This is a genomic window from Enterobacter sp. 22452 (genome assembly GCF_052045065.1).
GTDB lineage: Bacteria > Pseudomonadota > Gammaproteobacteria > Enterobacterales > Enterobacteriaceae > Enterobacter > Enterobacter mori.
On sequence record NZ_JBQEOB010000011.1, the window covers coordinates 54,970 to 67,111 of the forward strand.

Below are 12,142 nucleotides of genomic sequence, written 5' to 3' on the forward strand. Positions count from 1 at the left end.
GGGTTTTTTTATTGATGAAGGGATCAGGTAATCACCATCGGCCAGTCTGGCGGCGTGTGGCTCATGGCTTCCACCATCACCACTTTTATATTTTCCCAAACGGCAGCGATATCCACCAGGGTAATGCCAAGCAGGCCCGTTGCAAACCAGCAGGCTGCGCCCAGCCCCAGCAGGGTGCTGATCACCGCAAGGCCAGCGTAGTCAGATTTACGAAACTGAATGTTCAGCGTGCTGGCTAAAAACATCAAAACCGCACTTAACAATGGCCAGCGAAGGAGAACCATGCTGGTGGTAATGGTCGCCATAAACCCATCCTCGACAAAACAGACGAACTGAAATGAAACAATGTTTCTCGTTACACAAGATGTGTGAACTATATCACATTTGCTGTTTTATTCGCCAGTCTCACAGCGTGGAAAAATGGGCGATTTATCACCATGGAGAATATATCTCTGTAAGCGAGGCTGATGCCTCAACGCAACGCCTGCCTGGGCAAGTGCGGCGAGAGCGTGGCTCGGGCAAGAGACATGTCTGGTCAGCCATTTTACTGGCGAAGTGAAGCGTTATTTTTACGCCCTTCATAAAAATATGCTGGTTGCGTTTGATTATTAATAAATCAAACGACAAAGCAGAGGGGAACAATTATCACGAAATTTCATGTTCATCTTGTTCTTTTTTCATGCGGCCAGAATTTTGGTTTAATCAACGATCCGCTGTTGTGCTATCTAAAACCACCCGCCTGTACTGGATAATTATTTTCCTTAATTGAAACGGAACGAATACTTTCAGTTTAGCTTACGGGAAAATATTATCGTCATAAGCAATTTTAAGATTTTTAATACTAAAAGTCGGTTGCTAACTTCGCATGATTCATGCAACGTAATCATCTGTTTATCAAAGCATCCGGCCTTCATTACTACAGGCGTACAACATGCAGGGATATAGGGCGGGAAATGAATCGTAGCGCGCGGCGCAAGATGCTCAGGGTGGTAGGGATCATCATGGTAGTTATGCTACCGGTGATGCTTGCGCTATGGTTTGCCCAGCTCAGAGCCGTGTCGGAAACAAGCGCCCAACTACGCACATTTGCTGGACTTGCGTTAGACAAAACAGAACTTGTCATTCAACAGGTTGATTTAGCACGCGATGGCGCTGAACAATATCAGGGTAAACTGTGTACACCTGAGCACCGGCAATATATGTTGAATGTGGTTCGTGGTCGTCTTTTCGTCGCCGATTTAATTTATGCACAAGGCCAACGTTTTCTTTGTTCAACCGTTTTTACCCCCGAACAGCCCTATCTGATTTCTGTCGCCAATTACAAACGTAAACCCGACATTGCCATCTATTATTATCGCGATACGCCATTTTTTACTGGCTATAAAATGACATATATGCAGCGCGGAAATTATGTTGTGGTGGTCAATCCGCTTTCATACAGTGAAGTGATGTCAGCCGATCATTCTCTGTCGTGGGGGGTATACGACACGGTAACTAATGCATTCTTTTCCGTCAGCCAGCAGGCCAATATTACATTATTGAATGCGCTAATCCGGGATAAGGAATCGACATTTCAAAAAGATGACCGTTTTTATACCATCGTTAAATCCGATAAACGCCCCATCGCGGCCATCGTTTCCACATCGAATACACGCTTTTATGAAACGCTTTATCATCAGGCCACACTGACGCTGCCGCTGGGGATGATCTGCAGCATTATTATTCTGCTGGTGTGGTCACGCACCCACCGTGAACTCAACTCCCCAGGCCGTTTGCTGCACCGTGCGCTGAATAAGCGCCAGCTTTGCGTCCATTATCAGCCAATTATTGATATTAAAAATAATCGGTGCGTGGGGGCAGAAGCGTTACTGCGCTGGCCTGGCTTTAACGGACAGGTGATGAGTCCGGTGGAATTTATCCCGCTGGCGGAAAAAGAGGGTATGAGCGAACGTATTACGGATTACGTCGTCGAAGAGGTGTTCAGCGATCTGGGGCATTTCCTGGCGACGCATCCCGATCTCTATATTTCCATTAACCTGTCGGCGACTGATTTCCACTCTTCGCGCCTGATCGCGATGATCTCAGACAAGGCCAGACACTATGCCGTGCGCGCGCAGCAGATAAAGATTGAAGTGACGGAACGCGGATTTATCGATGTTCCTAAAACCACACCCGTTATTCAGGCTTTCCGTCAGGCGGGCTATGAAGTGGCCATCGATGATTTCGGGACCGGTTACTCCAACCTGCATAACCTTTATTCGCTGAACGTCGATATCCTGAAAATCGATAAATCCTTTATCGATACCTTAACCACCAACAGCACCAGCCACCTGATTGCCGAGCACATCATCGAGATGGCGCAAAGTTTGCGTCTTAAAACGATTGCGGAAGGTGTGGAAACGGCAGAGCAGGTCAGCTGGCTGTTGAAGCGTGGCGTGCAGTATTGTCAGGGATGGCACTTCGCGAAAGCGATGCCGCCCCAGGAATTTATGGCCTGGCAGCAGCAACCTTTGCACTGATACACATTAATTCAACTGGTGGCGGTAATCGCTCGGCGTGCGGTCAAATTCGCGGCGAAATACGCGGGAAAAGGTTTGTTGCGAGACATAACCCAGATCCATCGCGATATCAAAAATAGGCCGCTGCGTCGAACGTAGCGCCTGCGCTGCCAGCAGCAGTCTGCGCTGGCGAATGTACTCACCCAGCGTCTGATGCATGACGGTGCGGAACATCCTCTGTAAATACCATTTCGAATAGCCCGATTTTTTAGCGACCACATCAATGTTCAACGGTTGGTCGATATGTTCATCAATCCATTCAATAAGCGTCTGAATAATTTGCTGATGCGACATAAGGTTGCCCCTCTGTAGATACATCTATCCTGGTGGATTCGTCGTTTTCTCTGCGGGGGAGTATAATTCCTCAAGTTAACTTGAGGTAAAGAGGTTTTATGGAAAAGAGATTGCCGCGAATTAAAGCGCTCTTAACCCCCGGTGAAGTGGCAAAGCGCAGCGGCGTTGCGGTGTCGGCGCTCCACTTCTATGAAAGCAAAGGGTTAATTAAGAGTATCCGTAATGCCGGAAACCAGCGGCGTTACACCCGCGACGTGCTCCGCTACGTGGCGATTATCAAAATTGCGCAACGAATCGGAATCCCCCTGGCCACCATCGGCGATGCGTTCGGCGTGCTGCCGGAAGGACACACGCTCAGCCCGAAAGAGTGGAAAGAGCTGTCGTCCCAGTGGCGTGAAGAGCTGGACCGACGCATTCACACACTGGTCGTGCTGCGTGACGAACTGGATGGCTGTATTGGCTGTGGGTGTTTATCCCGCAGCGACTGCCCGTTGCGTAACCCCGGCGACAGGCTGGGCGAGCAGGGAACGGGCGCGCGGTTGCTGGAGGAGGATTGAGTATGTGCGGCCGGTTTGCCGGGTGGCGGCTGCGCCTTACCCGACCTACAAAACCTATAACGTAGGCCGGGTAAGCGGAGCGTCACCCGGCAAAAAGCATAATAAAGAACTAAAGCGCCACAAAGGGCGCTTTAGTTTTTCCCGGTCTTTGTCTTTCTCTCTATCCCGCTGGTTCACGGGAGGGTTTCCCCCGACATCAGCACCCCTCATGTCGAGCAAGTTGGGGAGGTTCCGGTTTGTGCTGACACTTTAATTCTATGCAAGACCCCGATTTTCGCCAGCGTGGAGGGTTTCTTTTTAGCCAAAATTTTTTCGCGATGTTGTTCGATTTTCTATAGTTAGAAAGTATGAATTACAGGAGACAATCATGCTCACGGTACATCACCTTAACCAGTCACGCTCGCACCGCGTGATCTGGGCGCTGGAAGAACTTGCCCTGCCTTATGAGATCGTTCATTACCAGCGTGAAAAAACTATGCTGGCGCCTGAGTCTCTCAAAAAAGTGCATCCGCTGGGCAAATCACCGGTCATTGAAGACAACGGGCTGATCCTTGCCGAGTCCGGTGCCATTCTGGAGTATCTCCAGGAAACCTACGACGCAGAATCGCACCTTAAACCGCGGGATCCTGCCCACAAGGTGCAATATCGTTTCTGGCTGCACTACGCAGAAGGTTCGCTTATGCCATTGCTGTTAATGAAGCTGGTTTTTAACAGCCTGGGCAAACCCCCCGTGCCGTTTGGGATGCGCACGCTGGGGAAAGCGCTGGGGCAGGGAGTACAAAAAGCTTACCTCAACCGCCAGCTGGAAACCCATGCGCGTTATATCGAATCGCACCTTTCAGAGAACAGTTGGTTTGCCGGTGACACGCTCAGCATGGCCGATATTCAGATGAGTTTCCCGATCTTTGCCCTGCTGGCGCGCGGTGGCGTCGACAACCTCCCACATACCCATGCCTGGAAGAAAAAGGTCGAAAATCGGCCCGGCTGGCAAAAAACACTGGAACAGGGCGGGCCGCTCACTATCCCTGGCGAAGGGTGAAATGTAACTAAATTGCGCATAGACGATAACGTTTGCGCATCGTCTGTTTATTTCTTCATCGTCATAAGGGAATTTTAGCGAAAAACGAGAAAGTTCAGTTGAAAAGGGCGGGGATTAGGCTAGATAATCGTTTGCCTTAATTTGACCACCCGTTTCGTAAGCGCGGAGCTAAACGTTTGCTTTTTTTGTGACGCCCCTTTTGTCGCAAACGCAAGATATGGATTTGACGTTATAGCTGGCAGTGGCGTCTCCACCACGCTTATGGACGTTCTATAAAAACTCTCAGGGGATGTTTTCTATGTCTACGCCATCTGCGCGTACCGGCGGTTCGCTTGACGCCATCTTTAAAATTTCTGCTCGCGGCAGCACCGTGCGCCAGGAAGTCGTTGCGGGTCTGACGACGTTTCTGGCGATGGTGTACTCCGTCATCGTTGTACCGGGCATGTTGGGCAAAGCGGGCTTCCCGCCTGCGGCTGTCTTTGTTGCCACCTGTCTCGTGGCCGGTGTTGGCTCTATCGTGATGGGCCTGTGGGCGAACCTGCCGCTGGCAATCGGCTGTGCCATCTCTCTGACCGCGTTTACCGCGTTCAGCCTGGTGCTGGGTCAGCACATCAGCGTGCCCGTTGCGCTCGGTGCCGTGTTCCTGATGGGCGTGCTGTTTACCGTGATTTCCGCAACCGGCATCCGTAGCTGGATTTTGCGCAACCTGCCGCAGGGCGTGGCGCACGGTACGGGTATCGGTATCGGCCTGTTCCTGCTGCTGATCGCCGCGAACGGCGTGGGCCTGGTGATCAAGAACCCGCTGGACGGCCTGCCGGTGGCGCTGGGTCACTTCGCCAGCTTCCCGGTGATCATGTCCCTGATTGGTCTGGCGGTAATTATTGGTCTGGAAAAATTGAAAGTGCCGGGCGGCATTCTGCTGACCATTATCGGCGTTTCTATTGTTGGTCTGATCTTCGACCCGACCGTGCACTTCTCCGGTATCTTCGCCATGCCGTCCCTGAGCGATGACAAAGGCAACTCCCTGATTGGCAGCCTGGATATTGTCGGCGCGCTGAACCCGGTGATCCTGCCAAGCGTGCTGGCGCTGGTGATGACCGCCGTGTTTGACGCGACCGGTACCATCCGCGCGGTGGCCGGTCAGGCAAACCTGCTGGATAAAGACGGTCAGATTATCGACGGTGGCAAAGCGCTGACGACCGACTCCCTGAGCAGCGTTTTCTCTGGTCTGGTGGGTGCGGCACCTGCGGCGGTGTACATCGAATCCGCAGCGGGTACGGCAGCAGGCGGTAAAACCGGTCTGACGGCAATCACCGTCGGCGTGCTGTTCCTGCTGATCCTGTTCCTCTCTCCGCTCTCTTATCTGGTCCCGGCTTATGCGACCGCACCTGCGCTGATGTACGTCGGCCTGCTGATGCTGAGCAACGTGGCGAAAATCGATTTTGCGGACTTCGTGGACGCGATGTCCGGCCTGATCACCGCAGTCTTTATCGTGCTGACCTGCAACATCGTGACCGGCATTATGATCGGTTTCGCCTCGCTGGTGATTGGTCGTCTGGTCTCAGGTGAATGGCGCAAGCTGAACATCGGCACCGTCGTTATCGCTATCGCACTGGTGGCGTTCTACGCGGGCGGCTGGGCAATCTAAGTTATCCATTGATGCGAAAACGGGTGGCTCAGGCCGCCCGTTTTTATTTTCAGGACTCATCCCGTTGCCTTTTGCGTTACTCTGGAGAAGATAGAATAAAAGGCACGACGCCTTAGGTTTGGCTTATAAGCAACACAGCAAACAGGGAACGCATGGAAATCTTCTTCACAATACTCATCATGACCCTTGTGGTCTCGCTATCCGGGGTGGTTACACGCGTACTACCCTTTCAAATTCCCCTGCCATTAATGCAAATTGCCATCGGTGCGCTGCTGGCGTGGCCGACGTTTGGCCTGCACGTTGAGTTCGATCCGGAACTGTTCCTCGTGCTGTTTATCCCGCCGCTGCTGTTTGCCGATGGCTGGAAAACCCCCACGCGCGAATTCCTCGAACACGGGCGAGAGATCTTCGGTCTGGCGCTGGCGCTGGTAGTCGTTACCGTGGTCGGGATTGGTTTCCTGATCTACTGGATGGTGCCGGGCATTCCGTTAATCCCTGCCTTTGCGCTGGCCGCCGTGCTGTCGCCAACCGATGCCGTGGCGCTTTCCGGCATTGTGGGCGAAGGCCGTATTCCGAAGAAAATCATGGGCATTTTGCAGGGCGAGGCGCTGATGAACGACGCCTCCGGCCTGGTGGCCCTGAAGTTTGCCGTGGCGGTAGCCATGGGCACCATGGTCTTTACCGTTGGCGGTGCGACCCTGGAGTTCTTTAAGGTGGCGATTGGCGGCATTCTGGCTGGTTTCGTGGTGAGCTGGCTGTACGGTCGCTCCTTACGCTTCCTCAGCCGCTGGGGCGGTGATGAACCTGCAACGCAAATCGTTCTGCTGTTCCTGCTGCCGTTTGCTTCCTACCTGATTGCTGAACACATCGGCGTGTCGGGCATTCTGGCGGCGGTGGCGGCAGGGATGACCATCACTCGCTCCGGCGTGATGCGCCGCGCGCCGCTGGCGATGCGCCTGCGTGCCAACAGCACCTGGGCGATGCTCGAATTCGTGTTTAACGGCATGGTATTTCTGCTGTTGGGCCTGCAGTTGCCCGGCATTCTGGAGACCTCGCTGGTGGCGGCTGAGGCCGATCCGAACGTTGAAACCTGGCTGCTGTTCACCGATATCGTGCTGATCTATATGGCGCTGATGCTGGTGCGTTTTGGCTGGCTGTGGACGATGAAGAAGTTCAGCGTGCGCTTCCTGACCAAAAAACCGATGGAGTTCGGTTCATGGTCAACGCGTGAGCTGCTGATTGCCTCCTTTGCGGGCGTGCGCGGGGCGATCACCCTTGCTGGTGTGCTCTCTATTCCACTGCTGTTACCGACGGGAGATGTTTTCCCGGCACGCTACGAGCTGGTATTCCTGGCGGCAGGCGTCATTCTGTTCTCGCTGTTTGTCGGCGTGATTATGCTGCCGATTTTACTCCAGCATATTGATGTCGGTGATTCGACCCAGCAGCATAAAGAAGAACGTATTGCGCGGGCGGCTACCGCTGAAGTGGCAATTGTCGCCATCCAGAAAATGGAAGAACGCCTGGCCGCGGATGCGGAAGAGAACATCGATAATCAGCTGCTGACGGAAGTGAGTTCCCGCGTGATTGGTAACCTGCGTCGTCGGGCCGACGGGCGTAACGACGTGGAAAGCTCGCTGCAGGAGGAGAACCTTGAACGCCGGTTCCGTCTGGCGGCGCTGCGCTCCGAGCGTGCCGAGCTGTATCACCTTCGTGCCACGCGCCAGATCAGCAACGAGACGCTGCAAAAACTGCTGCACGATCTGGACCTGCTGGAAGCGCTGTTGATAGAGAATCAGTAGCGCTGTTTTTCCCCTCACCCTAACCCTCTCCCCATAGGGGAGAGGGAACCGATCGAGCCCCTCGCCCCTATGGGGAGAGGGGTTGGGGTGATGGCACCCAAAACCCCTCACAACACTGCAGCCACGCCTGCGCGCTGTGCGACAGATACACCCCTTCACGCCAGATCATCCCTAGCTGCCAGTGCAGGTCGCTCTCCAGCGGGATCCAGCGTAGCGTGTTTTTATCCAGCCGCTCGCAGATAGGCTGCGGCAGAATGGCAATCCCCACGCCTGCCTGTACCATCGCCGCCAGGAAATCCCACTGGCCGCTGCGCACCGCAATGCGGGGCTTGACGTTGTGTTGATTAAACAGCGCCATCAGCTGGCGGCTGAGGGCGAAATCTTCGTTATAAATCAGCAGAGGGTGCTCGCCGAGCAGTTCGGGCTTCACCGAGTCTATCTTCAGCCATTCACCGGAGCGGGGAACCAGCACGCACAGCGGGTGGCTAAAGAGCGGCAGCGTCGCCAGTCCGCTCTCCTCCTCAACGGGAAGGGCGGTCATCGCCACGTCCAAATCGCCGTTGGTGACCGCCTGCTGGACGGTTAAGCCGCCAAATTCTGAAATTTTCAGCTCAACGCCGGGGTAACGCTGGCGGAACAGGCTAATCGGCCCGGCCATCATCATCCCCACCATCGGTGGAATGCCGAGGCGCAGCACCCCTTTCGTCAGGTGGTTTATGTCGCCCAGCTCCGCCTCCAGCTGGCGGAACTCCGCCAGAATCGCCAGCCCGCGCTCGAACACCACGCGTCCGGTGTCGGTCAGCAACAGCTTGCGCCCGTCGCGGATCAGCAGAGTACAGTTCAGCTCGTCTTCGAGGTTTTTCAGCATTTTGCTGATAGTAGGTTGGGTAACGAACAACTTCTCCGCTGCGCGAGTAAAACTTTGCTGGCGAACCACTTCGACAAAATAGCGCAGCGTTCTTATGTCCATGATTATTCCTCGAAACTATACCTTCGATGATTTTAATTCATTTCAGTCCACACCGTGCGGTCTCTATACTGGCGCCTCGTCTCATTTTTGAGGAAACCTTCCATGGCCGTGGCGTTAAGCCGTGTTACGCCTGCCGTTGTGCAACGACTCCAGGTACCGGTTCAGGTACTGCTCTACGCGGGACTGTTTGTTTTTGCTGAATATCTTGTCGGCTGGCTCCATCTGCCGCTGCCCGCCAACCTGGTGGGGATGCTGCTGATGCTGACGCTCATCCTCTGTCGCGTTATTCCTCTTAACTGGGTACGCGCCGGGGCGCGCTGGCTGCTGGCGGAGATGCTGCTGTTCTTTGTCCCTGCCGTAGTAGCGGTAGTGAACTACGCGCAGCTGCTGATGGTCGACGGTTGGCGCATCTTTGCGGTCATCGCGTTAAGCACGCTGATGGTGCTGGGGGCGACCGCCTGGGTGGTGGATAAAGTGTATCGCTTTGAAATCAGCAGGCAGAAGCATGACTAACTTTCAGATTAGCGTGCTGTGCCTGGTTGCCACGCTAATTATCTACTTTGCCAATAAGCGACTGTACCGCCGCTTTCACACCCTGCCGCTGATGCCGCTGGTCTTCACGCCGATCCTGCTGGTGCTGATGCTGGTCTTCGGCCATATCTCCTGGCAGAACTACATTGGTGAATCCCACTGGCTGTTGTGGCTGCTTGGCCCGGCGACCATCGCTTTTGCCGTCCCCGTTTACGACAACCTGGCGATTATCAAACGCCACTGGATGTCGCTCAGCGCAGGTGTGATCACCGCCACGGTGGTCGCAGTGTGCAGCTCTGTCTGGCTGGCGCGGCTGTTTACCCTGTCCGATGAAATTCAGCGCAGCCTCGCCGTGCGCTCGGTGACCACACCCTTTGCACTGGCGGCGGCCAAACCGCTCGGCGGGCAGCCGGATCTGGTGGCGCTGTTTGTGGTGGTGACGGGCGTGTTTGGCATGGCGGTGGGCGATGTGCTGTTCCTGCGGCTTTCCATTCGCGAAGGCATGGCGAAAGGGGCAGGGTTCGGCGCGGCGTCGCACGGCGCGGGAACGGCGCGTTCGTATGAGCTGGGTCAGCAGGAGGGCGTGGTCGCGAGCCTGGTGATGATGCTGTCGGGCGTGGTAATGGTACTGATTGCGCCGCTGGTGGCGTGGGCGATGTTTTAAGCTCCCCGGCCAGAATGACCGGGGAGAAAGGCTTAGTGCGCGCGGCCCTGCTCGACGCCGAGACCGGTTTGTGAGCGGATAAACTGGGCGCGGAATTTCTCACGCTCCAGGTTACCCTCCGGCGAATTGTCGGTGGCTGAGAAGAACCAGATCCCGATAAACGCCACGGCAATGGAGAACAGCGCCGGGTATTCATACGGGAAGATGGCGCTTGCGTGACCGAGGATCTGCACCCAGATGGTTGGACCGAGAACCATCAGGATCACCGCCGTCAGCAGACCCAGCCAGCCGCCAATCATCGCCCCACGGGTGGTCAGTTTTGACCAGTACATGGAGAGCAGGATGATCGGGAAGTTACAGCTTGCCGCAATCGAGAAGGCCAACCCCACCATAAAGGCGATGTTCTGCTTCTCGAACAGGATACCCAGCAGTATCGCCACCACGCCCAGCACCAGCACGGTGATTTTCGAGACCTTCAGCTCATCGCGCTCGCTCGCGCCTTTGCGGATGACGTTGGCGTAGAGGTCATGCGACACCGCAGACGCGCCTGCCAGCGTCAGCCCTGCAACCACCGCGAGGATGGTGGCGAAGGCCACGGCGGAGATAAAGCCGAGGAACAGGTTACCGCCAACCGCGTCGGCCAGGTGCACCGCCGCCATGTTGTTACCGCCAATCAACGCGCCCGCCGCGTCTTTAAACGCCGGGTTCGCCCCCACCAGCATGATCGCGCCAAAGCCGATGATAAAGGTCAGAATGTAGAAGTAACCCATAAAGCCGGTGGCATAGAAGACGCTTTTACGTGCTTCACGCGCATCGCTCACGGTAAAGAAGCGCATCAGGATATGCGGTAAACCCGCGGTGCCGAACATCAGGCCGAGACCGAGTGAGAGCGCAGATATCGGATCTTTCACCAGTCCGCCCGGGCTCATGATCGCTTCCCCTTTCGGGTGGACCGCCATCGCTTCGGTAAACAGGTTATTGAAGCTGAAGCCGACGTGCTTCATCACCATAAAGGCCATAAAGCTGGCGCCGAACAGCAGCAGGACGGCTTTGATGATCTGCACCCAGGTGGTCGCCAGCATGCCGCCGAACAGGACGTACATCACCATCAGCACGCCGACCAGCACCACCGCGACGTGGTAGTTCAGGCCAAACAGCAGTTCGATAAGCTTGCCCGCGCCCACCATCTGGGCGATCAGATACAGCGCCACCACCACCAGCGAGCCGCAGGCGGAGAGGGTACGAATCGGCCCCTGCTTCAGGCGATAGGATGCCACGTCAGCGAAGGTGTAACGTCCCAGGTTGCGCAAGCGTTCGGCAATCAGGAACAGAATGATCGGCCAGCCGACGAGGAAGCCGAGGGAGTAGATCAGGCCGTCATAGCCGGAGGTGTACACCAGCGCGGAGATCCCGAGGAACGAGGCGGCGGACATAAAGTCACCCGCAATCGCCAGCCCGTTCTGGAAGCCGGTAATGTTACCGCCCGCCGTGTAGTAATCGTTACGGGAACGCACGCGTTTTGACGCCCAGTAGGTGATATACAGCGTCAACAGGACGAAAATCAGGAACATCACAATCGCCTGCCAGTTGGTTGGCTGACGCTGGACCTCGCCGGTAATGGCATCTGCCGCATGGGCAGCAAAGGGAAGTGTGGCGGCAAGCGCCGTCAGGACTCGCTTCATGATGCTTTTACCTCATGCAGAACCGCTTTATTAAGACGATCGAATTCACCGTTCGCACGCCAGACGTATACGCCGGTCAGCACAAACGAAATCACAATCACGCCGATGCCGATGGGAATACCGCGCGTGACGCTGGTACCCGCGTGTAGCGGGGTACCCAGCCAGTGCGGGGCGAAGGCGATGAGCAGAATAAAGCCGACGTAAATAACCAGCATGATGATGGAAAGTAAGAAGGCAAACCGTTGCCGTTTATCGACGAGCTCCCTGTAGTGCGCACTATTCTCTATCTGCTGACAAATATCGTTATTCATCACAGAGTCTCCAAAGGTAAGGTTGGTTTGTTTTTATCCCCTCTCCCCTATGGGGAGAGGGATAGGGTGAGGGGAGAAAGGTGCGGTCT

12 protein-coding genes are annotated in these 12,142 nt (G+C 55.2%); 7 read left to right on the top strand and 5 right to left on the bottom strand.

Annotated elements, in window-relative coordinates:
* Window positions 1-23: 23 nt before the first annotated feature.
* Entirely contained in the window at window positions 24-305 is a 282-nt protein-coding gene (locus tag ACTJJA_RS21875) for a YjcB family protein (RefSeq protein WP_003860282.1), read from the bottom strand.
* Window positions 306-953: 648 nt separating this feature from the next.
* Here ACTJJA_RS21875 and ACTJJA_RS21880 point away from each other — a divergent pair.
* Window positions 954-2,519: an EAL domain-containing protein gene (locus tag ACTJJA_RS21880; RefSeq protein ID WP_440669219.1), complete on the top strand. Its 1,566-nt coding sequence runs from the start codon at window positions 954-956 to the stop codon at window positions 2,517-2,519.
* A 6-nt stretch (window positions 2,520-2,525) separates the two neighbouring features.
* Here ACTJJA_RS21880 and soxS read toward each other — a convergent pair whose 3' ends face one another.
* A complete protein-coding gene (soxS, locus tag ACTJJA_RS21885; protein ID WP_013095071.1) occupies window positions 2,526-2,852 on the bottom strand; it encodes a superoxide response transcriptional regulator SoxS in 327 nt (108 codons plus the stop codon).
* A 98-nt stretch (window positions 2,853-2,950) separates the two neighbouring features.
* On the opposite strand from soxS, the gene soxR reads away from it, so the two are divergent.
* From soxR to ACTJJA_RS21905, 4 genes are all read left to right on the top strand, one after another.
* The gene (gene soxR, locus ACTJJA_RS21890) at window positions 2,951-3,409 is read left to right on the top strand and encodes a redox-sensitive transcriptional activator SoxR (RefSeq protein WP_089598624.1); all 459 of its coding nucleotides are present in this window, start codon (window positions 2,951-2,953) and stop codon (window positions 3,407-3,409) included.
* A 367-nt stretch (window positions 3,410-3,776) separates the two neighbouring features.
* Window positions 3,777-4,448: a glutathione S-transferase family protein gene (locus tag ACTJJA_RS21895; protein ID WP_109492559.1), complete on the top strand. Its 672-nt coding sequence runs from the start codon at window positions 3,777-3,779 to the stop codon at window positions 4,446-4,448.
* A 298-nt stretch (window positions 4,449-4,746) separates the two neighbouring features.
* Window positions 4,747-6,096, top strand: coding sequence for a guanine/hypoxanthine transporter GhxP (ghxP, locus tag ACTJJA_RS21900; RefSeq protein WP_042719170.1), 1,350 nt, complete (start codon window positions 4,747-4,749; stop codon window positions 6,094-6,096).
* Window positions 6,097-6,248: 152 nt separating this feature from the next.
* Window positions 6,249-7,895 (top strand): Na+/H+ antiporter, encoded by a 1,647-nt coding sequence (locus ACTJJA_RS21905; protein ID WP_042719168.1) that lies wholly within the window; start codon window positions 6,249-6,251, stop codon window positions 7,893-7,895.
* 67 nt (window positions 7,896-7,962) lie between these two features.
* Here ACTJJA_RS21905 and ACTJJA_RS21910 read toward each other — a convergent pair whose 3' ends face one another.
* Window positions 7,963-8,865, bottom strand: coding sequence for a LysR family transcriptional regulator (locus ACTJJA_RS21910; protein WP_440669201.1), 903 nt, complete (start codon window positions 8,863-8,865; stop codon window positions 7,963-7,965).
* Window positions 8,866-8,967: 102 nt separating this feature from the next.
* On the opposite strand from ACTJJA_RS21910, the gene ACTJJA_RS21915 reads away from it, so the two are divergent.
* Window positions 8,968-9,378 carry a CidA/LrgA family protein gene (locus ACTJJA_RS21915; protein ID WP_059312929.1) on the top strand — a complete coding sequence of 137 codons (411 nt, stop codon included), beginning with the start codon at window positions 8,968-8,970 and terminating at the stop codon, window positions 9,376-9,378.
* On the top strand, window positions 9,371-10,060 hold the full coding sequence (locus ACTJJA_RS21920; RefSeq protein WP_440669202.1) for an LrgB family protein: 690 nt from the start codon (window positions 9,371-9,373) through the stop codon (window positions 10,058-10,060). Before ACTJJA_RS21915 ends, ACTJJA_RS21920 begins: the two co-directional genes overlap by 8 nt.
* A 32-nt stretch (window positions 10,061-10,092) precedes the next feature.
* Here the strand turns inward: ACTJJA_RS21920 and actP are convergent, their stop codons facing one another.
* Window positions 10,093-11,742: a cation/acetate symporter ActP gene (gene actP / locus ACTJJA_RS21925; RefSeq protein ID WP_063624406.1), complete on the bottom strand. Its 1,650-nt coding sequence runs from the start codon at window positions 11,740-11,742 to the stop codon at window positions 10,093-10,095.
* Window positions 11,739-12,053, bottom strand: a complete 315-nt coding sequence (locus tag ACTJJA_RS21930) for a DUF485 domain-containing protein (RefSeq protein ID WP_042719161.1) — start codon at window positions 12,051-12,053, stop codon at window positions 11,739-11,741. The genes actP and ACTJJA_RS21930 overlap by 4 nt, the downstream gene beginning before the upstream one ends.
* Window positions 12,054-12,142 lie beyond the last annotated feature (89 nt).